The following is a 24,198-nucleotide window of genomic DNA, read 5'->3' as shown; positions in this document are numbered from 1 at the left end:
CTCTAGACAAAAAATCATCACACTAAACGATCACAAAACGATCAAGCGACTCCAACAAAAGGAGCCGGTTGAAATTGATAAAAGCAAAAAAATCGAAACAAAAAAGTTTCGCATTTTACTCGCGTCCACTATCCAGTTCTCAAACCACCACAACACCACAAAACCCAAGCCAAACACTCAAAAGCATCAACCTGAAATCCTGTGAGTCAAGGACCGCAACCCCAAACAAAAAGGGGGGTGGCAATCCGGGAACCCAAAAGCATGCCCAACAAACTCATCTAAAAACGTCAACTATTGTTTTCCACACCAGTAACCACACTCAAACCGAGCGTGCACAAAAACTCCGTAGAAAGGAGGTGATCCAGCCGCACCTTCCGGTACGGCTACCTTGTTACGACTTAGTCCCAATCACGAGCCTCACCTTAGACGGCTCCATCCCAAAAGGGTTAGGCCACCGGCTTCGGGTGCTGCCCACTTTCATGACTTGACGGGCGGTGTGTACAAGGCCCGGGAACGCATTCACCGCGACGTTGCTGATTCGCGATTACTAGCGACTCCGCCTTCACGTAGTCGAGTTGCAGACTACGATCCGAACTGAGACCGGTTTTAAGGGATCCGCTCCATGTCACCATGTCGCATCCCGTTGTACCGGCCATTGTAGCATGCGTGAAGCCCTGGACGTAAGGGGCATGATGATCTGACGTCATCCCCACCTTCCTCCGAGTTAACCCCGGCGGTCCCCCGTGAGTTCCCGGCATAACCCGCTGGCAACACAGGGCGAGGGTTGCGCTCGTTGCGGGACTTAACCCAACATCTCACGACACGAGCTGACGACGACCATGCACCACCTGTGAACCTGCCCCGAAGGGAAACCACATCTCTGCAGTCGACAGGCACATGTCAAGCCCAGGTAAGGTTCTTCGCGTTGCATCGAATTAATCCGCATGCTCCGCCGCTTGTGCGGGCCCCCGTCAATTTCTTTGAGTTTTAGCCTTGCGGCCGTACTCCCCAGGCGGGACGCTTAACGCGTTAGCTCCGACACGGAACCCGTGGAATGGGCCCCACATCCAGCGTCCACCGTTTACGGCGTGGACTACCAGGGTATCTAATCCTGTTCGCTCCCCACGCTTTCGCTTCTCAGCGTCAGTAACAGCCCAGAGACCTGCCTTCGCCATTGGTGTTCTTCCCGATATCTACACATTCCACCGTTACACCGGGAATTCCAGTCTCCCCTACTGCACTCTAGCCCGCCCGTACCCGGCGCAGACCCACCGTTAAGCGATGGGCTTTCACACCAGACGCGACGAACCGCCTACAAGCTCTTTACGCCCAATAATTCCGGATAACGCTTGCGCCCTACGTATTACCGCGGCTGCTGGCACGTAGTTAGCCGGCGCTTATTCGAAAGGTACACTCACCCGAAAGCTTGCTCCCAATCAAAAGCGGTTTACAACCCGAAGGCCTTCATCCCGCACGCGGCGTCGCTGCGTCAGGGTTTCCCCCATTGCGCAATATTCCCCACTGCTGCCTCCCGTAGGAGTCTGGGCCGTATCTCAGTCCCAATGTGGCCGTCCGCCCTCTCAGGCCGGCTACCCGTCGAAGCCTAGGTGGGCCATTACCCCGCCTACAAGCTGATAGGACGCGACCCCATCCCATGCCACTAAACACTTTCCCAACAAGACATGCGTCAAGTTGGAGCATCCAGCATTACCACCCGTTTCCAAGAGCTATTCTGGAGCATGGGGCAGGTTGGTCACGCATTACTCACCCGTTCGCCACTCTCACCAACCAGCAAGCTGGTCAGATCCCGTTCGACTTGCATGTGTTAAGCACGCCGCCAGCGTTCATCCTGAGCCAGAATCGAACCCTCCACGAAAAAACTTCAATGAAGAGCCAACAAAAGGCTCCAATATTAAAAAGAAAAAGACGAGACATTCTTTAAGGAAAGAACATCCCAACAAAAACCTCACCACCATTTAACCATCTCTCAGGCACCCTGCAATCTGCAAGGCAGGCAATGAACTGGCAATAATTAACTAATAAGTAGTACAGACACGCTCTTGAGTTCTCAAACCACCACCACACCAGCCGGCTCATCAACCTCAACCGAGGAGAACCAGCCGCGCTGAGCAGCAAGAGATAAACTTACACCAACCCACGCTAAAACGCAAACCCACCAAAAACAAACACCCCAAAAACATTGAAAACAAGCCAAAACACCGGCGTGTTGAAAATCGCGAAAAAACACCAAAAAAGCATGCTATCTGATATTGAATCTATAAAAACTTTTTAAAAAATAATAGATTTCTTAAAAAATACACAAAAATAGGATAAAAATACGCAAAAAATCAATAACGCTCACGCATCAACACGCATATTAAAGATTTCTGCCAGACCTGCAATATCTGGCTCACCATATTTCGCAACCAATTGCATCCAACGATTAGCATTGTCTTCGCCAAATCGCGCAGCCTTGCGACGATAAGAATCGACTGTCAAAAAACGAGGAGGTATCGATTTGCTGTTATATTTATCCGCAACCATAACAATTTCTTGCTCAACTGTTTGCGGAATATAGTCTTCAGCAGGAAGAGACAAATTTTGCGCAATAACTTGCTCTCGAGTTAAGCCAACTCCAGTATGATTGCGCGCAAATTGCGCAGCATCCTCACTAAAACCATTATCAATTAAATATTTATATCCGCGCAAGCCATGCAAAATATAATTCGGACCATCAAAGCGCAATATACCACCAGCGTTGCTACTGCCATCACTTTCAAGCACAAAATACGTGCCAATATCGTGCAACAATCCACCTATTAAAGCTGCGTATTCATCAATATACTGTTTTGGAGCTAAGCCACCACTAAGCGCAGGTAATATTGCATAACTATCTCCGACAAGCTCCTGAAGGCAATTTTTTGCTATTTCATCACGCTTACGCAAAGTTTCACTCATTTGAGCAGCACGATTTTCAGCGGACAAAAGCATATTGCAATGATGAGCAATTTGCCAAGCAATTGTTGAGATTACAACACAATGACCGTGAATAAGCTCATAAGCAGCAGAAGATGGTGCAGTTGCACTATGCAATTTCTCTACTTCACCAAAATCAGGTAAATCAGCGAGTTTTATCGAGTTGCAATTAAGTATACTTTCTGCACCATTTTCCATTTTAAGGCTCTTCCTTAAGATTCTTACTTAAGATTATTTTTTGCACTCTTTTCAGTTGCTGCACTCTTTTCAGATTTCACACTATTCGCATCATTGGCACGAGCAGCATCCTCCACAGCCTGCACAACAGCATGCGTTACATTCGCTGCATCGATATTTGCTCCATCTTTATTAGGCTTCTTCACGCTAACTTTTTTTGTCTCTTTAATTGGAACTGGGCTAATTTTCCCAGTATTGGCAAGTTTTTCGTTAGCAAACATCACATTAGCAGCAGCAATATCTCGTGCGTTCATAACAGCAGTCTGCTCCGCATCAGTAGGTCTGATATCTTTCACAACGTGAATATTAGTTTCAAGCGCTGAGGCACCTTGCAAAGATTGAACTGCTCGCTGAGAACAGTCTTCACGCTTCAAACGCGGAGGTCTGCGAGTAGAAATAAACAACGGCTGCACTTCAACAACTGGATTGTAAGGAGCCAAACCAAACCATTTAACAGGCGTACCAGCAACATGTCTAATTGCATATTTCATCTTTAAAGATAACGCTCCACGCACAGAAATATTAGATTCCGGCATCAACGCTTTGTGCAACAGAACATATCGAATTGGTCCAATATCTGGATCTGCATCAACCTTCGGATACACGGATTTTTGCTGAGGAAGTTCGCCCGTGTGCGACAAGTCATGCATAATTTGGTGAAGATACGCTGGTATAGAAGGCGACACTTTAAATCCGAGTTTAATTTTTACGCGGAATAAGTAGTCCGTACCGAAATTCTCTACACAATACTCACGAGTAAACGGAGCGTCATCTGTTTCTACAGAAACAGCCCACCAAGCTCTAGCACGCTTTGGATGGTCGGCAAAAATAGAGAAGAAGATTCCAGTATCGAGACGCTTCATTTCACAATCGGAAGTCAAATACACAATATTGTCAGCGAAATACGGAATACGGAAATCTCCGTGCAACTTATCTAGCACAGGTAGGAAATCTTTCGGTTTCATGTGCAAACGTTGCGAACGCTCAATTTTAGTTCCATCTTTCCAAGTGACCATAATGATCAAAATTGAAACACCGAGCAGCATAGTAAACCAGCCACCGTGCATGAATTTCGCCATGGAAGCCACAAAGAACATCATCTCAATCATGAGGAATACGATTGCAAATATGAAGGCACCAAATCGCTTCTTCTGATACCACATGTGCACTGTAAGCAAAATAGTCGTAGCAAGCATAGTTAGAGTTAAAGCTAAACCGTATGCGCCAGAGATATGTTCAGAATCGCGGAATACTGCAAGAACCGTAATAGTGGCAACACACAGCACAACATTCACAACTGGAATATACAGCTGTCCACGAGTTCTAGCAGGATATCGCACTTGCAAATGTGGCATCCAATTTAGGCTTGTTGCCTCAGAAACCATTGTGTATGCGCCTGTAATCAGTGCTTGAGAAGCAATAATGCCAGCAGTAACCGAAAGAATAACGGCAACATATCGCACATTCGGTTCAAGCATTTGGAAGAACGGGTTCAAACCTTCTATTGACCATAATGCTTTATCGTTTTGATTTTTCAACATCCAAGCGCCTTGCCCAAAGTAATTCAGCAGCAAAGCAATTTTAATAAACGGCCAGGTTGCGTACACATTGCCTCTACCAACATGACCCATATCAGAATATAACGCTTCAGCACCGGTAGTAGAAAGGAAGATCACACCCATAACCGCTAATCCCTGCACATTATGCGTGCTAAACAGGAATTTTATGCCATAAATCGGGTTAAGTGCTTCAAAAATAGTCCAATCTTGGCCAATGTTCATGACACCAACCAGCGCAAGGAAAGCAAACCAAAGCATCACAACAATGCCAAATACTTTGCCAATTCGCTCGGTTCCGCGTTGCTGTACAGAGAAAAGTATGACGATTATAATAACCGTAATCATCATCGACAAATTCTCATTTTCTAAGAATATTGGCTTAAACACTGCAATAGTGCGCAAACCTTCAACTGCTGAAGAGATGGAGACTGCAGGAGTCAGCACAGAATCTGCCAAAAACGCGGCTCCACCAATCATTGCCGGTATTGCAAGCCACGCGCCTTTTTTACGTAGAAGCGAATATAAAGCAAAAATGCCACCTTCGCCTTTGTTGTCTGTTCTCATTGCAACAAATACGTATTTTACGGTTGTAATTAATGTGATTGACCAGAACAGTAGCGAAAGCATTCCGTAGATAGTCGCGCGATTTATGTTTTGCAAGCCGCCTTGACCTGCTAAAAATGTTTGCGCAGTATAAAGCGGAGAAGTACCAATATCGCCATAAACAACGCCAAGAGCAACAATTGCCATTCCCAATGTAAAACGATCGGAACTGGTTTGCAATTTTGCCCACCATCTACCTAACGGACCTCGTACTGCACTAGCAACAAGCTTTTCTGCTTCTTTTACCTCTTGCGCTTGCTGCTGAGCTATTACTTTGCGCTCTTCGCGTGTTGTCGTTTTTTTTGACACCTGAGGAGCCTTAGTAAACGAGGCAGCTCGCAATATAGCATCCTTAGTACCTTTTAAGGATTTAGTGCTTTTCTCGGAATCTTTCGCGCCGTTGCGAGGATCCTTTGTACTATCGTTTGATGGTACAGCAGTGCGTGACTTAGTCATGCTTAATTGTTCCTCCATATATGATCTTCTTGATGCCAACAAGAAGTCGCATAAACCTCACACCTCACAGTTTTATTTCCGTACTTGGATATTGTATACAACAATAGTGCATCGCGCAAAAAATATTAAAAAATCCTTGAAAATTAAGGATTTTATATTCCTAAAATTCGTAAATTTTTCGCGTATTTTCGCGTGTAACTTTCGCTGCTTGCAATAACGATATATTTAGAACTTCAGAAAGTGTTTCTAGCGTATAAGGAACCATATAAGGCGCGTTTGGCCGTCCACGATACGGCATTGGCGTTAAATAAGGCGCATCCGTTTCAACAGTTATATGGTCTTTGCCAATAATTCGCGCAGATTCGCGTAATTCATCATTGCCTTTGTAACTTATAGTTCCAGAAAAACTTGCGTACCAACCGTGCTCTTTCAATATTTCGGCTAAATCCACACCACCAGCATAACTGTGAAATACTGTTCGCTCAGGAGCGCCATCTTTTAGTAAGACTTTTACTACGTCTTCGTGAGCGTCACGATCGTGAATTTGCAAAGGCAAGTTTAATTCTTTTGCGAGCGCAATGTGGTCGCGGAAAGCCTCTATTTGTGCTTCTCGCGCAGGCTCTCCCGTACGAAAGTAGTCTAAACCGGTTTCACCTATTGCCACTACTTCTTTTGGATGAGCAATTACTAGCGAGCGCAAATGTTGCATAGCTTCGTCAAATGGAATATCGTGATACGGCTTGTAAACTATTGGCAATCCGTCAGGACCTTTAGCTCCTTTGTGACCGTGTAATACTGCTTCGTTTGGGTGTATTGCTATTGCTGCGCGAACTGAATTTTCATGCGTTTGAGCAAACTTAATCGTCGGCTCCCAATCTGGATATTCACATCCGACTTCTAGCATGTGCGAAACACCTGATGATTTTGCTTGAGCAACTAAGTCGTCTACAGTAGGTTCCGCTATTACATCGCGGCCTTTTTCTGCTAATTCTTGATTTAGATTATGCGCAAAATCCACAACGCTAAGCATGTGCGTATGATCGTCTGCAATTGTTATTCCTTCTTGTAGCAGATTTTCCCATACTGCAGATTGCGTTGCTAAAGCCGGCGCCCAATTATGTTCGCGATGATGTTTACTCATATTTTTAAGTCTACTCGCAAACTCAACTGTCAATTTTTATTGAATGATAAGTATTTATAAAACTGCTTTGCGAATTGCATCATATTGCGATTTTACAAGACGATAATACGCTCCTCTTGCCTCCATAAGCTCGTTATGAGTGCCTTTTTCAACAATTTCTCCATGATCGATTACACAAATCAAATCCGCATTCTCAATCGTCGAAAGCCTATGCGCTATTACAAAAGATGTGCGATTTTTAAGTAATTGAGCTAATCCTGCTTGTAATGCTTCTTCTGTACGAGTATCAATATTACTTGTTGCCTCATCTAGAATAAGAATTCGCGGATTCGCAAGCAATACTCGCGCAAACGATATAAGCTGACGCTGACCTGCAGAAAGAGTGGCTCCGCGCTCTTCAATTTCAGTATCGTATCCGTTCGGTAATCCTTCAATAAATTCGTGAGCATGAACTGCACGCGCTGCAATCTCAATTTCTTCATCAGTGGCATCGAGCTTTCCATAACGGATGTTCTCGCGTACGGTTCCACTGAAAATAAAACTATCTTGCAACATTACGCCCATTTGTTTTCTAAGAGATGCGAGCGTTACTGAACGTACATCGTACCCGTCTATAGTAATCGAGCCTTCTGAAACGTCGTAGAATCTAGAAAGAAGACTTACGAGAGTTGTTTTTCCTGCACCAGTAGGTCCCACAAGAGCTACAGTAGTGCCAGGATTAACATGCAAATCAACCAAGTTTAATATTGGCCTTCCATCTTCTTCGTAACGGAAAACAACGTCGTTTACGTCTACTTTTCCTTCGATTTGAGGCAATTGAATAGCATCTGGCTTATCTACGATATTTGGCTTAATTCGTAGAGTTTCAAAAATTCGTTCCAAATAAACTGAGCACGTTACAAGTTGCGTATAGAAGTTTCCAATATTTACTACTGGATCCCAGAAAGTAGTCGAATACCAAACAAATGCTATAAGTGTTCCCGTGCTCACGTTCATTGCACCTAAGTTTGCTATGCCAGAGTAATACAAAAGCGCTATTGCTGCAGTCTCAATAATTGAAGCACCAGGCCAAAGTAACATTTGCACTCTAACGTTTCGCATCCAAGCACTTCTTACTTCTGCTTGTTGCTCTTGGAAAGTAGCGTATGCTGTAGCTTCTCGCGCAAAAGTTTGCGTTGTTTTTACTCCTGCGATTGATTCGTGCAAATACGCATTTAAATTACTTTGTTTATTTGATAATTTTTTAGACGCTTTTCTTTGCAAAATTTGTAAAGTTCGCGTCCAAATTATAAATATTGGGAATAGCGCTAAGCTCCACAAAGCCATTCGCCAATCTATAACAAACATTGTTATTAATGTAATAATAAGCACAAAAACGTCGGAAAATACGTTAATTAAACCAGACGAAAGCGTGTCAGAAAGCGTATTGATGTAGTTTACGATGCGAATCAGAATTTTCCCATGCGGACGCGAATCAAAATAATCAAAAGATAATGATTGAACATGCGTAAAAATATCGCGTCGCATGTCTTTGATTATCATCTGGCCGATGCGCGTAATTGCTAAAGTTCTGTACGCTAAACCAAGCTCATACAATATAATGAGCAGTGCGAATACGGCAATAATTGTATATAAATAATTGACGTTTTTCTGAGACAATACAACGTCGATTAGCGTTTTCGTAATCATTGGCATCGCTGTCATAATGATGCTGCCGCTAATAACTACCATAATTACGAATAGAAGTTTAGTAGCATACGGCTTCATATATTTTCTAACGCGCATAAGTTCGTGCACGTTTATGTGTTCTTCTTGACCTTCGTCTTCACGATAAGTATTACGTTGTGCCATTTCTACTCCCCCTTCGTTTCGAATCCTGCAGACCTGCCAGTTTTAAAGCCAAGTTGCTTTCTATAGATCTCCCAATACCTCCCGTGCGCTGCAACAAGCTGAGCATGCGTGCCGCGTTCAATAATTTTCCCGTGATCTAGCACAACAATCATGTCTGCATCTTTAACGGATGAGATTCTGTGCGCAATAGTGATTATTGTGCGCGTGCCATCAAGCTTTTTCAGCTCCTGCTGAATATGCTCTTCCGTTTCCATATCTACAGCAGAAGTTGTATCGTCCATAATCAAGATTGCAGGATTATTTGCCAACGCTCTAGCTAAGCTCAAACGCTGCTTTTGCCCACCAGAAAGACCTACCCCACGCTCGCCTACTACTGTTTCATAGCCTTCTGGCATATCCATAATAAAATCGTCTGCTGCAGCAATTGTTGCCATCGTGCGAATGGTATTATCTAATTCCTTACAATTTTCTTTAGTTTGAGGTAATCCAAAACTAATATTTCCTGCAATAGTGTCCGAAAATAGGAATGTTTCCTGCGCAACTATGCTAACTTGGTTACGAACAGTTTCTAACGGCCATTCGCGCACGTCTTTTCCGTCAATTAAAACACGACCACGCGTAGGATCATAGAATCTTGCTATAAGACTTACGAGAGTTGATTTGCCGGAACCAGTTTCACCAAGAATACCCAGTTTGCTTCCAGCAGGAACGTCTAAATCAATATCTTTTAAGATTGGAGAGTCTTGATCGTCTGGGAATGAAAAATCAACATGCTCAAAAGTAATTTTACCTCTAATTTTAACGGTTTCGTCCGCTTCTTTTGGATGTCTAATATGCGATTCTTGCGTAAGAAGTTTGCGAATATTCACGCATCCTGCGTTAAAACGCTGCCAATCATTAATAAGCCAGCCCACCATTCGTACAGGCATGTGTAGCATCCAAAGGAAGCTATTAAAAGTGACGAATGCACCTAAAGTCATGTTGCCATTCAAAACAAGCCATCCGCCGAAACCAACTGTTATAAGCTCAAGCACAAAACCCATGCCATCGAGCCAAGGCATGTATTTTTGAGTATTTTTTGCAAGCGTAATATTGCAATTAAAGTAGTCTTCGTTGCACTTATCGAATTTCTTAGTTTCGTAATCCTCACGCACGAAAGCTTTTACTACGCGATTCCCCTCGATATTTTCTTCCACCATTGAATTCATGCGCGCAAAGGATTCACGAATTGCAAGGAATTTCGGTCTAGCTTTTTTGCCCATAATTTTTGCGAGCAGAAACAAAAATGGCGTAATTGACATAAGTGCTAAAGCGAGCTTCCACTGAATTGAAAACATTATAACCAGCGCTAACACGAACATTACTACACAATCTAACGCCATATACGAAACCCAACTTAAAATATGACGAATCGCGTCAGTATCCGATGTCATACGACTCATAATGTCGCCTGTGCGCGTGTGATTAAAGTACGTAAAATCGAGAGAATGAAGCTTTTCGTACTCGTCGCTCACCAGGCGATACACGGCATTTTGACCAAACTTTTCCATTAAAAGCTGGTAAATATACCTTGAGCCAACGCGAACAATCATCATTGCTACCATCAAAACGCATACGCTTATAAGCAAATTATGCTGTTTGCCAATAATGATTTTGTCTACAATAAAGCCCGAAAGCAACGGCATTGTCATTGCCATCGTGTCATTGATAATAAATAGAAAAATAGCAAGCCAAACTTTCCACATGTCCGGCTTACAGTATTGCAATACCCAGCGCACGTTACTCGCATCTTTGCGTTTATTCGGATTGACGTACATGCGCCAGCTTCTCCTTTGTTTCCGATTTTGCTTTTTGAGACTTAATTTTAAATTTATACTATTTTCTCACATTAGCATACACAAAAAGATGTGGCGTGTAGCCAAAAGACTACACGCCACATGCTATAAGTTAAGCAATCAGCTTAGTAAACTTGCGCGAATTATCGCTACAAATTTACTTACTTCTGCCAGCCCATATCCTCTGGGTAGGTGCTTGCGTAACCAGCAGGGCCGTTGTTAGCAAAGCCCTTCTTGAACACCTGGTAAATAGGAGGAGCAGAAACTGGAAGAGTTCCGTAGAGTGCGAGAGCTGCAGACTCTGCCTTGTTTGCATAATCAGTCTGTTCCTTGTAATCGTAGGTCTTGCCAATCTTGTTGAGCATAGCATCAATCTTCTTATTGCCAACGAGACCGAGGTTGGAATCGCTATCAGACTTGTAAACCTGGCTTGCTGCAGACAAGAAGCTCAATGGAGATGTGGACTGCCATGCCAATGGAAGCACCTGGTACTCGTGCGAAGCAACAACCTCGGAGAACTTAGCAACAGCATGGTTCACAGTCTTGCACTTAATTCCAGCCTTCTTCATCATGGCCTGGAATGCGTTAGCAAGAGCTGCCTGAGTAGAATCATCGCCGAAGAAGGTGAAGGAAATCTCAAGAGTCTTGCCATTCTTGGCGTAGTAGCCATCCTTGCCCATCTTGTAACCAGCAGCTTCAAGGGTCTTCTTAGCGTTTTCGGTGTTGTACTTGCCGTCAGCAGGAAGATTGTTCTTGTAGCCAGCCTGGAACATGGAGAGAAGCTCAGAACCTGGCTGCTCGCTCTTCCAGTTCATGCCCTGGAACTGAATCTTGTTGTAGGTAGCAACGTCGAATGCCTGAACAACAGCCTTACGAACTGCAAGTTCGTTAAGTGGCTTGGACTTAGCGTTGAAGTTAAGCACGCGAACCTTGGTGCTGTAGCCGTAACGCAGCTGAGCACCCTTAACGCTACGAGCAGACTTGATTGCGTCCTTAGAAGAAATGGTATCGGTTACAGCATCGATTTCACCGTTCTGGAAAGCGTTCAAAGCTGCAGTATCTTCCATACGCTTTACAACAACCTTATCGAGCTTTGCCTTCTTACCCCACCACTTTGGATTGCGGGTGAAAACAACCTGATTTTCGGTTGCGGATTCAATCTGGAATGGACCTGCACCCCACTCGTTGTGAGGATTGTTTACCCAACCCTGGTTGAAGGTCTTAACGTCACCGGCCTTTGGATGAACCAGTGGAGCGAAAAGCATTTCCCATGTTGCGCATGGCTTCTCATAAGTCACTATAACCTGCTTTGGAGTGGAACCTTGTTCAACACTCTTGATGCAGTCATAGCCTTCAGTACTTGGGACGGAGTAATCCTTGTTCTTTCCGTTCAAAGCCTGCCAAGTAGCCTTAAATGCGGTGTAATCAATATCAGTGCCGTCATTCCACTTGGCCTTTGGGTTCAAGTTGTACTGAACAACGAGTGGCTTATCGCTAACCTTCTTGACGGAAGTGATGTAGTCAGGGTTGTACTTAAGCTTTTCACCCTTAACGGTGTCATAAGCCATAAGATTTGGCTGGTAGAAGCCCCACAAAGTATTCATGTAACCAGAGTTACCATCGTTGGAAGCGTAGTTCCAGTTTGGACCGAGAACAGGAAGAGCAACGGTGTAAGTGCCGCCGTCCTTAACGTTGTCACGTGACTGTGGATTATCGTAACGCTTGTTGACATCTGGCATTGGAAGTTCGCCAGTGTAAGAAGTGTCAACACCAGCAGCTGGCTCTTCAGTCATACCTGCTTTACCAGCATTGTTAGTAGCACCGCCGCAAGCGCCGAGCAGCATTGCAACAGAAAGTGCAGCTGCGGCAAATACAGTCAGTTTACCTGCATTTGTATTTTTCATGATTCCTCTCATTCCCCGGATGATGTCCGTCTTCCGGTATGTTGTATGAGTATATACAACTCTATGACATTCGACAAATCGTTTTCACAAAATATTGATTTTTTTCTTTTCAACTTTATGAAAATTAGGCAAAAAAGAATAATTTATTATCTATAATGAGCAAAACAGAAAATTTTTTAGTTTATTTTGGCTAAAAAACAAAATATATTACGTTTTTTAAATTTATGTTACACAATAAAAAATCGCGCATGTTGTAATAAACATGCGCGACTAAGTAATTTATTCAGATTGATGAAGATTAACTAAAATCAACAAGTCATGAATTACCTAACATCGTCAAAATTATCTTCTTCAGAAAGAATAATACGCTTACGGTTCTTCTCAATTGTAGGATCCGGAATTGGCACAGCGCTAATCAAAGCCTGAGTGTAAGGGTGCTTTGGATTATCAAACACCTCATCCGTTTCACCAGATTCAACAATTCGACCGTGATACATAACAGCAATACGGCTAGAAATGTGACGAACCACAGCCATGTTGTGAGCCACGAACAAGTAAGCAACACCCAACTTGTCTTGCAAATCTTCAAGCAAGTTAATAATTCCAGCCTGAATAGAAACATCCAAAGCCGAAACTGGCTCATCAAGAAGCAAAAGCTTAGGATTCACAGCCAAAGCGCGAGCAATAGCGATACGCTGACGCTGACCGCCGGAGAACTGCGTTGGGAAGCGATCAACTTGATCAGGATTCAACTCAACCAATTGCATAAGCTCAGCAATACGCTGGCGAATTTCTTCCTTCGACTTCTTTTGCACGAGCAAAGGCTCGGCCAAAATATCGTAAACAAGCATACGAGGATCAAGCGAGCTCATTGGGTCCTGGAACACGTACTGAATCTTAGAACGAAGTTCGCGACGCTGCTCACGAGTCAACTTATCGTTCAACTCAGTACCAAAAACTGTAATAGAACCAGACTCAGGCTTCTTCAAGCCCATAATCTCCATCAAAGTCGTGGACTTACCAGAACCAGACTCGCCAACCAAAGCCACAGTTTCGCCTTCACGAACCTCAATACTCACACCATCAACCGCGCGAACTTCGCCAACCTTGCGTCGCAAGAAGCCACCGCTAGTAATTGGGAATGTTTTAACCAAGTTCTTAACATCCAAAACAACTTTTCGTTGTTCACGAGGAATGCCTTCAAACATTGGCTTAATTGGCTTTTCGGTTTCCGCATGAAGCAACGAGCGAACAGTTTCGCTTTCAGCTTCAAGACCCATCATTGTGCTGTCGTCGCCGCTTTCTTCTTCAGCCATAAGCATATCCATAGTCGGCTTAGAAATTGGAGTCAAACGACGAGTGCGCTTTTGATCAACGCGAGGAACAGCACCCAACAAGCCAATAGTGTACGGCTGAGTTGGGTGAGCAAAAATCTCTTCAACGCTATTATGCTCAACCAAATGACCCGCATACATAACAATAACTTCGTCTGCAACGCCAGCAATTACGCCCAAATCGTGAGTAATAAAAATCATTGCAGCGCCGGTTTCGCGCTGAGCTTTCTTCAAAACTTCCAAAACCTGAGCCTGAATAGTCACATCCAAAGCGGTAGTAGGCTCGTCGGCAATAATAATGTCAGGATTATTGGCAATAGCCATAGCAATCATCACGCGCTGGCGCATACCACCAGAAAACTCGTGAGGGAAAGCCTTCAAACGCTCAGCCGGCTTAGTAATACCAACCAAATCAAGCAATTCAATAGAACGCTCGCGAATCTGCTCTTCAGTCATGTCAGGATTATGAATAACCAAAGCTTCCTTAAGCTGATCACCAATAGAGAAAACTGGAGTTAAAGCAGAAAGAGGATCCTGGAACACCATAGCAATATTCTTGCCACGAATCTTACTCATTTCTGCATCAGACTTAGTTAAAAGCTCCTCGCCCTTATACTTTACAGAGCCTTTAACGCTAGCGTTTTTATCCAGCAAGCCCATAACAGCCAAGGACGTAACCGACTTACCAGAACCAGATTCGCCAACGATACCAATAGTCTTTCCGCGGTACAAATCAAAATTCATTCCGCGCACAGCATGCACAGTACCAGCTTCAGAAGCGAAGCTAATTTGCAAGTCGCGTACTGAAAGCAACGGTTCGTTGTTTTGATCTTCCATCGTGGTTTCTTCCTTAATAGCGTTATTTGCAATATCAGTCATGTTTATCACTCCAAACGCTCGTTAGTCGGCCTTACCAACAGACCTAGAATATGGATCAATGGCATCACGCAAACCGTCACCAATAAGCTGCACGGAGAAGGTTAGCAAAACAAGCACTGCAGACGGCACCAAAAGCACCCACGGAGAAGTCTGCACAACGCTTTGGCCAGCATTAAGCAAAGTACCAAGAGAAGTATCCGGAGCCTTAATACCAAGGCCCAAGAAGCTCAAAGCAGTTTCGCCGTTAATCGCACCAATAACACCAAGAACCGTGTTAATAATCAATACAGAACCCAAGTTTGGAACCAAGTGGCGCACAATAATGCGGAACGAAGAAACGCCCTCGAACTTAGCTGCACGAACATACTCACGTTCGCGCAAGCTCAAAGTCAACGTACGAAGAGTACGAGCGTAACCAATCCAACCAAAAGCTGTTAAGCCAAATGCCAACCACAGCCAATCGCTACCACCACTAGAAGCACTAATGATTAAAGCAATCAGCAGGAAGGAAGGAACAATCAGCAGCATGTCCAAAAGCCACATACCAACCTGCTCAAACCATCCTTCGAAGTAAGAAATAGCAGTACCAACCAAAGCAGCAATAACTGTAATGGTAATAGAGCTAACAATACCAATGGAAAGTGAACGACCAAGTCCGCGCACAACCATTGCGTACATGTCTGAACCGCCTGGCGTAGTTCCCAGCCAATGCTCTGCAGAAGGAGGAGTTGCTAGAGAAGAAAAGTCTGGTTCGTCGTAGCTCCACTTTGAAATCTTTGAGCCAAACAAAGCAAAAAGAATCAAAATTACGAACATAACCAAGCCCACAACTGCAGACGGGCGACGGAAGAATCGACGCGTATAAAGCGTCATCTTACCAGTGCGCTTAAAGTTGCCCCAGGCACCAGCAGTAGCTTTTCTATCTGCAGCAGATTCTTGAGGTTTTGAAGATACATCTTTTTTATTCATATCAAATTCACCTACACTGTTCTGCTAGTTCAAACGAATACGTGGGTCGAGCCAAGCAGAGAAGATATCTGCAAGCAGAGCACCAACTAAGGTACATACAGCACCAAACGCTGCAATAGCAACAGAACCGTTAATATCGTTCTGCATAATGGTCTGAACGAAGTAGCTACCAAGGCCGTTAATAGCAAACACGGTTTCAGTAATCACAGCACCCGTAAACACGCCTGCAATAGAGAAGGCGACGTCAACAGCTGTTGGAATCAAAGAAGTACGCAAAGCGTGGCGGCGAATAGCCAAATTCAAAGGTAAGCCCTTAGCGCGAGCCGTACGAACGTAATCAGCATTCATAGTATCGAGAAGATACGTGCGCTGCGTTAAATGATACCCAACCATGCCAGGAATTGTCATAACAATCGTCGGCAAAATCAAATGCTGAAGGAAGTCAAGAAGGAACATGAACGGGTCAGAACCTTGGTAAGAGTGCAAACCAGTAACGTAGAAAAGTCGCACGCCTGTTGCGTGGTTAATGCTAATAGCAGCAAGCACAACCATCAAACCCAAAACTGCTGCAGGAACAACCAACAGGAAGGTTGCGGTGGAATTAAGAACTCTATCTTGCCACTTGTACTGACGGATAGCAGTGTAAACACCAACGCTAACACCGAGAACAATGCCAAGAATTGTAGCGCCAGTAACCAGCTGAACAGATGCGCCAATACGAGACATAATTGCCGGGCCAACTGGAGCCTGATCTGGGCTCAATCCCCAATCCCACTTAGTAAAAATGTTGTAAATCCAACGGCAATAACGAGTAAACACTGGAGTCTGGTCGTTAATATTTGCCAAATCCAAAGAACGGTTGATTGATGCAATAGGTGGATGCGGATGCCTAGACATGTAGTTCGAACGCGGTCTCATAAAAGCACTTGTCAAGAAATATGTCATGGATACGGCAACAAACAACATCACCACATAATTCAGGCATCGTTTAACGATGTATCGTATCATTGTGACTCTTTTCTACGACTAGCCATTTTTTACCTCCATTCGGCATCCATAAATCTTGTGATTTACAGTATTGCCGATCTAACACTCGACCTTGAAAAGGGCGTGTTTGAATCGACCCTTGTCAATCCGGGACACATAATTAGTATATTTTTAGCCAAGCTATGTACAAAGAGACAAACAGAAAATATTTTTACACAACACTTTTCTCAATACCCAAGGGAAAAATTTCGTATATATAAGTTACATTATACATATCTAAACATGCAAAAAAGCGCAAAATATCAATGATTTCTAGCTATATTTTTACACAAAGATATGTATTTTAAAATCAAAAAAGTATTTTTATACATACAAAATACGTTTTATAAGCAAATATAATAAATTCAAAATTTAATTACAAAAACTGAATATTTACCGAAAAAATTGTAGTTTTACTAAAATAATTAATAGTATTCAAGCAAATGCCGAAAATAGGCATAGACAAGAAACACACGCGAGACATTGAGCAGTATACAATATTTTTTATTCGTACTTTCAACTCTAAAAGGAGAATGAATAAGCTCATGGCTGAAAACATCAAAGCCGTAACTCTGGAACATGTAAAAAATTATTCCAAACATTTCAACGAACAGCGCGCAAATCTTCTCGCAGCAAATGCAGCAGTAACAAATGGTGTGCTTAAAGCCGCAACAAGCTACCAAGGCAAGCGTGCTCTTCCTCGCGAATTCTCAATAGAATTAAAACAAGGCAGCATTACCAATCAGAAGCGCTCCGGACGCTGCTGGATGTTCGCCTCACTTAATACTTTGCGATACGAAGTAATGCATAAGTGGAATTTAGACGACTTTGAGTTTTCAGAAAGCTACCTATTCTTCTGGGACAAGATTGAAAAAGCAAACGCTTATTTGGAAAATGTGCTTTCAACACTTGATGAAGATGTTAATAGCCGACTTTTTGAGAGCATTAACTATGGTCCAATCGATGACGGCGGCTGGTGGCAAATGTTCGTCAACTTGGTAAACAAGTACGGACTTGTGCCAAAGAGTGCATATCCAGATTCACAGAACTCAGTCGACTCTGATGCATTCGTACAATACATCAATACCAAGTTGCGCGAGTTTGCATACGAATTGCGTGAAGCTCATAAGAACGGAACTTCTTTGGAAGAATTGCGCGAAATGAAAGTTCGCGATTTGGAAACCGTTTATCGCATGACAACTATTGCCCTGGGTGAACCACCTGCACAGTTTGACTTCTTCGCACGAACTAAAGATGACGATGACGATAAGAAGGACGGCGAAAAAGACGAAACCAAGAAAGATGGCGAGAAAACCGGCAAAGCTGACAAGTCAAAAACCGGCAAAGATGAGCGTCCAATGATTTGTGAATACGGAATTACTCCACTTGAGTTCGCAAAGAAGTACGTTCCAGTTGACGTAAACGACTTCGTAACAATATGCAACGCGCCTATGGAACGCACACCATTCAACAAGCTCTACCAATTTAAGTACAGCACCAACGTAGCTGAAACAAAGGAAATGGAATTTGTTAATGTGCCTCTCGATGTATTCAAAAAAGCAGCTGTAGACCAATTAAAAGATGGTCATCCAATCTGGTTTGCATGCGATTGCACGCAGTTCTCCTTGCGTGACAGTGGCTTCTTCGATCCTGCAGTTGTGCGCGTAGATGAATTGTTTGATGTGAAGTTTACATTCGATAAAGCTCACGGCTTGGAATATATGGATTGCCCAGGAAATCACGCAATGACATTCACTGGCGTGAATCTTAACAAAGATGGCGAGCCAGATCGCTGGAAGATTGAGAACAGCTGGGGCAAGGATGCTGGCGAAGACGGCTATTATGTTGGCTCAGCAGAGTGGTTCGATCGTTATGTGAACGAAATAATCATCAACAAAAAGTACCTTGACAAAGAAACTTTAGCTGTATTGGATCAAGAACCAGTAATGCTTGAACCGTGGGCGCCACTTTCGAAGCGTTGCCGTTAAATCGTTACCATTAAAATTAAGTTTGGTAACTATGTGAGCGCAGATTGCTTTTGCAGTTTGCGCTTTTATTTTTTGTTTTACTTTTTTTCACAAATTAAAAAGAAGCCCGGCGGGAAGAGAAACCCGCCGGGGCAGAGAGAAAGAGAGAAGAAGGTTTCAATTATGGGGTTCGAAAACGAACCTCGCTAATGGCGAACCATTAACATATGTTAGTATAGCTAAACATTCGTCCAAAGAAAAGAGTTTTTCCTTAAAATTTCCTTAAAATATTTTCTTTTAGAGAACCATTTGCTATGTTCTTTAATTTTACAATTTATTTATTGAGAATTTCAACCTATTTCTCACTATTTTCCAAAGATTTTTTTGCTGCAGCAAGTCTTTCCGCTTCGACACGCTGACGCTCGGACAAAGCAGATGCAAAACGCTCAAGCTCCTCCTCAACTGCTTCTTTTGAAATCTTGGCAAAAATAGGACTTGGCTTAGGCACAGGCGTACCTGCTACCAACTCCTCACTCTCCCAAGGATGAACAGTTTCCCCCAAGCGATAATCGCCCGTAATAATCGGATACTTGAAGTCTGGATTATCCAAATCTTCAACTTCTTCAATATGAGGCAAAGGCGAGAATACGCCAGTGCCACCAAGTGCTTCCCAAACTTTTTGAGCTGCATGAGGCAAGAATGGCGCAAGCAGATGATTAGCATCCGAAACAGCCTGAGCTGCAACATGCAACACAGTACCAAGGCGAGCCTCATCATCTTTAATTTTCCAAGGCTCAGTTGCAGAAATATATTTATTAATATCCGCAACTACTCGCATTGCTTCAGTAAGAGCATTCTTCTGACGATGACGCTCAATCAAACTACCAACCAAAGCAAAAGCATCAGAAGTTTGATCGAGAAGAGCGCGATCCATTGCAGTCATAGAATCTTCATCAAGAGGAGGAATTACACCAAAGTTCTTATTAATAAGATTTGCCACACGATTGACAAGATTACCCCAGCTTGCAGCAAGTTCTTCGTTATTGTGACGAGCAAACTCAGCCCAAGTAAAATCAGCATCAGAATTTTCTGGACCCGCAATAGAAATGTAGTAACGCACAGCATCTACAGGGTAACGTGCCAAAATATCCTTCACATAAATCACGATTCCGCGCGAAGAGCTGAACTTCTTGCCTTCCATAGTCATGAACTCAGAAGCAACAACCTGTTCAGGCATGTTCAATGGGCCATAAATGCCAGCCTCACCACCTTTAGAACCAGCACCGTTGTAGGCAAGCATTTCCGAAGGCCAAATCTGAGAATGGAAAGTAATGTTATCTTTGCCCATGAAGTAGTATCCAGGAGACTTAGGATCACACCACCAATCACGCCAAGCCTCTGGCTTGCCTTGTCGACGAGCCCATTCAATAGATGCAGACAAGTAGCCAATAACAGCATCAAACCAAACATATAAACGCTTATTTGGATTATCAATCCATCCTTCAACAGGAACAGGAATGCCCCAATCAATATCGCGCGTAATAGCTCGCGGCTTTACTTCATTAAATAATCCAAGCGAGAAATTAATAACATTCGTGCGCCAACCTTCGCGAGAATGAAGCCAGTTAACATTCGCTTCAGCCAAAGCAGGCAAATCTAGGAAATAATGTTCAGTTTCTTCAAAGCGCGGAGTTTCACCATTAATTTTAGAAACTGGATTAATAAGCTCATCCGGATCAAGCTCGTTTCCACAAGCATCACATTGATCGCCACGAGCACCATCTGCGCCACACAATGGGCATGTGCCTTCAATATAACGATCTGGCAAAGTACGACCAGTGGAAGGAGAAATAGCAACCTTCTGAGTGCCCTTGTAAATATAGCCGTTCTTTAAGCACTGACGGAACATTTCTTGCACAACATGCTCGTGATTTGCAGTGGTAGTACGCGTGAACAAATCGTAGCTCAAACCTAAATCGCACAAATCCTTAGTAATCACACGATTATAACGATTAGCAAGCTCTTGTGCAGAAACACCTTCCTTATCTGCTTCAACCAAAATAGGTGTACCGTGCTCATCCGTGCCAGACACCATTAATACGTCATTACCTTTCATGCGCTCGTAACGCGCATATACGTCTGATGGGACCCCGAAGCCTGCGACGTGACCAATATGACGAGGGCCGTTAGCATACGGCCAAGCAACATTCACCAAAATATGACTCATAGACAATTATTATCTTGTTCAACGCGGACAGTACATAAGAACATTGCAAAAAGAATCCCAAATATACGAGAAAAACACGCTGGATAACAAGCCTCACACGAGTTCATCCACATATCCACAAGTTATAAAACCAGCCTGGAATTGAAGCAAATATAAACATAATCTCAACTTATGCACTACGAAACTAATGCACTAGAAAACATGCACTAAAAAAACAACAATATGCACAATACGAATCGTAAATAATCGCGCTGAAAAATAAATATGCAAAAAGAAAGGATTAAAGAAAATTGAAAAACCAACAAAATATGCGCAATTTATTGGATATTTGCGAAGAAACACAAACGCAATTCCCAGAATTACTTGACGACAACCATTTACCAGGTCCAATGTGCATGAAAAAACTTTCTCAAATTGGTGTATTCAATAGGCTTGATTTAAATGCAGGATATTCAAATAAGGCAGCTATTTCCACTCAAGGAAGAAGCAATATTGTGAGCAATCTTATGCCTACAGAAAGCATAGCCTGTTTATTTACTGCAGCATGGGTTTGGATAGGAGGTCATTTTCCTGAAAATATAGATGTTATTGATTATGGGCACAGAAGAAAAAAGCCGCACGGTCATGCGATTCGCGCATTTCGAAGACACTTAAACAATGAAGAATACGTAATACTTGGAAAAATTAGAATAACAACGCCAGAACGAACAATTTGCGATTTAGCGTACACTCCAAGCGAAAACGAAGAGCACGAACCTTATAGAAAAGATATTGCTCACCTATTGATATCTAAATACAGCATTGACTTGCGAAAATGCAAACGTACTATTGACGGAAACCCATATTTCCCAGGCTCAATACATGCAAGAAATTGGATACGAAACATTGCGAAAGAAGCAAACAAACCATGGAAATGAAGAACTCTTATGCAACTAAAACAAACAGCCCTCCAAAACCACCTATAATACTCACGCCATCTGTTGCTATCGACCCTGCAACAAAAACGGAAGTGCTATGGTACATCGCGCAAAAAATACCGGAACTTCGAAAATGGATTATTGCAAACCCTTCAGCAGACGCGCAAATTTTAGAATATATTTCTCAACAAGGTGGACCTGACGTTCGTTACAGTTTTGAAGTGCTATTTTCTGCGTATGACAGCAATGAATAGAAAGCAAAAAATAGTAGCAAAAGCAGAAATCTTATTTCTGATTAGGTTTATGCTCAAGACAAGACGCATAAACTTGCTTACGATTAGCAAAAGATCCGTCAGCAAACGGATGCTCTTTTACTACTTTTGTAATTGCTTCTTTTATGCGCAAACCTTCGGATTCTGCACATTCAAGCGAAAGCTTTGCAAGAGCATCAATGCTTAAATCTGTGCTTTCAGACTGTACTTCTTCGTCACTTGCACCACCGATAACTAAAACTATTTCACCTCGAGGAGGATCCGCTAAAACACCATCGTGAATACTTTGCACAGTTCCACGACGAATTTCCTCAAAATCTTTTGTAAGTTCACGGCATAACGCCATTGGACGATTAGAACCAAGCACTGCCAATATGTCTTCCATTGCTTCTGCAATACGATGTGGAGCCTCATAAAATACTATTGTTCGTCGCTCGGCTTTAAGTGAGCGCAAATGCTGTTGACGCTCACCAGATTTACGAGGCAAAAAGCCTTCATAACAGAAGCGATCAGTCGGCAATCCAGAAAGAGCAAGCGCATCTAAAACTGCACTAGGACCAGGCGCGCAAGTAACAGGCAAATCTCGCTCTATTGCACGTCGAACAACAGCAAGACCCGGGTCGTTAATGGTAGGCATACCTGCGTCTGAAACAACAAGAACAGTGCTACCCTGCTCAACTTTGTCTAGCAAACCATCTGCCTTATTTCGCTCATTATGATCGTGATATGCGATTACGCTACCAGAAACATGTACACCAAGGCGATTCGCTAAATCATAAAGCCTACGCGTGTCTTCAGCAGCAACAATATCAGCAGTTTCAAGAAGATTAATTAATCGTGCAGAAGCGTCTGCCATATTCCCGATAGGCGTAGCAGCTAAAACAACTTTACCTAAACTATCTTCTTCGTTACACATCTTGAATCTCCTTATAAAACTTCTTAAAACTCTACACGAATTTATAAAAGAACGCACTTACAAAGCGAGGTATTTGATTAGAATTATGCTTAGTGTAATTGCAATATAAGCGAAACGAAAAGAGACACTATGAAGATTATAAATCAGAAAATAAAAAGTATAGATGGAAGCGATGCGCAGCTTATTGGGTATATTTTAGACGATAATTTAGATAGCAAAGGCTTGCAAAACCGTCCTGCAATTCTAATTTTGCCAGGCGGTGGCTTCTTGCGCGTATCGAATCGTGAGGCAGAGCCTGTTGCCATGAAGTTTGCTGCAGAAGGATTCCACACTTTTGTGTTGCGATACTCGCTTACTCCAAGCACATACCCAACTCAGCTTTTAGAAGCAGCAGAAGCGATGAGCTTAATTCGCAAAAACGCAAAAGAATGGCACGTAGATGCGCAAAAAGTTGCAATTATTGGATTCTCCGCTGGAGGGCATGTGGCTGCAAACCTTGCAACTAGCGTTAGCGACGAAGTTGAGGAAGCAAACGGGTATGCTGCTGATGACGTGCGACCAAATGCTCTTATGCTCGCATATCCTGTTATTTCTGCTGGGAAATATGCGCATAAGCCAACGTTCGATCGTCTATTTGGAGAAGTTAGCAACGACGAAGAGCGAACTGAACTTGTCAATAAACTTTCGCTGGAAAATCACGTGGATCGTAAAACTCCACCTGTATTTGTATGGCAAACCATTACTGATCAAACAGTTCCAGTAGAAAATTCAATAATGTTTGTGAACGCTTGCGTTGAAGCTGGAGTAAGTGTTGAAGCGCACCTGTTCCCTAAAGGACCTCACGGCTTAGCTTTGGCAGTTAAAGAAACAGCAAAACGCGACGAAAACGGAAATGTGCTTACTGAATTTGTTCAGCCAGAAGTTCAGCAGTGGGTTAAGCTTGCTTGCGATTGGTTGCATCGCACTTTTGCGTAATTTAACTTCAACTCTCCCGCGTTTGTTCCCTTTTTAACCCATTTGGTAAACAAAGCAAAAACAAAACGTCGCCCACACACCATGATTGATATGTCGACGACGTTTTGTTACTTGCTATTAATAAGTAATTTTAATTAATCTCAATATTTAAGAG

Annotated in this window: 16 protein-coding genes and 1 rRNA gene; 4 read left to right on the top strand and 13 right to left on the bottom strand. The window is 43.1% G+C overall.

The features are described 5' to 3' along the window. Window positions 1-349 precede the first annotated feature (349 nt). The 11 genes from HXT48_RS01005 to HXT48_RS00955 all read right to left on the bottom strand — a co-directional run bounded on the left by HXT48_RS01005 (window position 350) and on the right by HXT48_RS00955 (window position 16,752). Window positions 350-1,876 (bottom strand): 16S ribosomal RNA (locus HXT48_RS01005). Between the two features lie 192 nt (window positions 1,877-2,068). Then, entirely contained in the window at window positions 2,069-2,215 is a 147-nt protein-coding gene (locus tag HXT48_RS01000) for a hypothetical protein (RefSeq protein ID WP_415687988.1), read from the bottom strand. Between the two features lie 143 nt (window positions 2,216-2,358). Continuing rightward, complete coding sequence (locus HXT48_RS00995) at window positions 2,359-3,174, bottom strand: HD domain-containing protein (RefSeq protein ID WP_421793092.1); 816 nt, start codon at window positions 3,172-3,174, stop codon at window positions 2,359-2,361. Window positions 3,175-3,197: 23 nt separating this feature from the next. Next, complete coding sequence (locus HXT48_RS00990) at window positions 3,198-5,831, bottom strand: KUP/HAK/KT family potassium transporter (RefSeq protein ID WP_102155833.1); 2,634 nt, start codon at window positions 5,829-5,831, stop codon at window positions 3,198-3,200. Window positions 5,832-5,991: 160 nt separating this feature from the next. Further along, window positions 5,992-6,972, bottom strand: a complete 981-nt coding sequence (locus HXT48_RS00985) for a TatD family hydrolase (protein WP_174182783.1) — start codon at window positions 6,970-6,972, stop codon at window positions 5,992-5,994. Between the two features lie 54 nt (window positions 6,973-7,026). Beyond that, entirely contained in the window at window positions 7,027-8,823 is a 1,797-nt protein-coding gene (locus HXT48_RS00980) for an ABC transporter ATP-binding protein (RefSeq protein WP_004107992.1), read from the bottom strand. Window positions 8,824-8,825: 2 nt separating this feature from the next. After that, window positions 8,826-10,640, bottom strand: coding sequence for an ABC transporter ATP-binding protein (locus HXT48_RS00975; RefSeq protein WP_033888404.1), 1,815 nt, complete (start codon window positions 10,638-10,640; stop codon window positions 8,826-8,828). Window positions 10,641-10,819: 179 nt separating this feature from the next. Beyond that, window positions 10,820-12,562, bottom strand: coding sequence for an ABC transporter family substrate-binding protein (locus HXT48_RS00970; protein ID WP_004107996.1), 1,743 nt, complete (start codon window positions 12,560-12,562; stop codon window positions 10,820-10,822). 323 nt (window positions 12,563-12,885) lie between these two features. Further along, window positions 12,886-14,775 carry an ABC transporter ATP-binding protein gene (locus tag HXT48_RS00965; RefSeq protein ID WP_064621661.1) on the bottom strand — a complete coding sequence of 630 codons (1,890 nt, stop codon included), beginning with the start codon at window positions 14,773-14,775 and terminating at the stop codon, window positions 12,886-12,888. 21 nt (window positions 14,776-14,796) lie between these two features. Beyond that, window positions 14,797-15,744 carry an ABC transporter permease gene (locus tag HXT48_RS00960; RefSeq protein ID WP_064621662.1) on the bottom strand — a complete coding sequence of 316 codons (948 nt, stop codon included), beginning with the start codon at window positions 15,742-15,744 and terminating at the stop codon, window positions 14,797-14,799. Window positions 15,745-15,768: 24 nt separating this feature from the next. Further along, on the bottom strand, window positions 15,769-16,752 hold the full coding sequence (locus HXT48_RS00955; protein WP_033888405.1) for an ABC transporter permease: 984 nt from the start codon (window positions 16,750-16,752) through the stop codon (window positions 15,769-15,771). Between the two features lie 563 nt (window positions 16,753-17,315). Between HXT48_RS00955 and HXT48_RS00950 the strand changes: the two genes are divergently transcribed. Further along, window positions 17,316-18,758: an aminopeptidase C gene (locus tag HXT48_RS00950; protein ID WP_421793091.1), complete on the top strand. Its 1,443-nt coding sequence runs from the start codon at window positions 17,316-17,318 to the stop codon at window positions 18,756-18,758. A gap of 334 nt (window positions 18,759-19,092) precedes the next feature. Here HXT48_RS00950 and metG read toward each other — a convergent pair whose 3' ends face one another. Then, window positions 19,093-20,964: a methionine--tRNA ligase gene (metG, locus tag HXT48_RS00945; protein ID WP_041160534.1), complete on the bottom strand. Its 1,872-nt coding sequence runs from the start codon at window positions 20,962-20,964 to the stop codon at window positions 19,093-19,095. A 290-nt stretch (window positions 20,965-21,254) separates the two neighbouring features. Here metG and HXT48_RS00940 point away from each other — a divergent pair, with 290 nt between their 5' ends. Both HXT48_RS00940 and HXT48_RS00935 read left to right on the top strand, forming a co-directional pair. Beyond that, window positions 21,255-21,881: a hypothetical protein gene (locus HXT48_RS00940; RefSeq protein ID WP_012914503.1), complete on the top strand. Its 627-nt coding sequence runs from the start codon at window positions 21,255-21,257 to the stop codon at window positions 21,879-21,881. After that, entirely contained in the window at window positions 21,872-22,135 is a 264-nt protein-coding gene (locus HXT48_RS00935; RefSeq protein WP_012914504.1) for a hypothetical protein, read from the top strand. Before HXT48_RS00940 ends, HXT48_RS00935 begins: the two co-directional genes overlap by 10 nt. Before the next feature lie 31 nt (window positions 22,136-22,166). Here the strand turns inward: HXT48_RS00935 and rsmI are convergent, their stop codons facing one another. Next, a complete protein-coding gene (rsmI, locus tag HXT48_RS00930) occupies window positions 22,167-23,069 on the bottom strand; it encodes a 16S rRNA (cytidine(1402)-2'-O)-methyltransferase (protein ID WP_012914505.1) in 903 nt (300 codons plus the stop codon). A 129-nt stretch (window positions 23,070-23,198) separates the two neighbouring features. Here rsmI and HXT48_RS00925 point away from each other — a divergent pair, with 129 nt between their 5' ends. Continuing rightward, complete coding sequence (locus HXT48_RS00925) at window positions 23,199-24,044, top strand: alpha/beta hydrolase (RefSeq protein ID WP_064621577.1); 846 nt, start codon at window positions 23,199-23,201, stop codon at window positions 24,042-24,044. Window positions 24,045-24,198 lie beyond the last annotated feature (154 nt).

The organism is Gardnerella sp. KA00127 (assembly GCF_049244125.1).
Classification (GTDB): Bacteria; Actinomycetota; Actinomycetes; order Actinomycetales; family Bifidobacteriaceae; genus Bifidobacterium; species Bifidobacterium swidsinskii.
The sequence above is the reverse complement of the archived record's forward strand: the minus strand, read 5'-3'. Positions and strand labels throughout refer to the sequence as shown.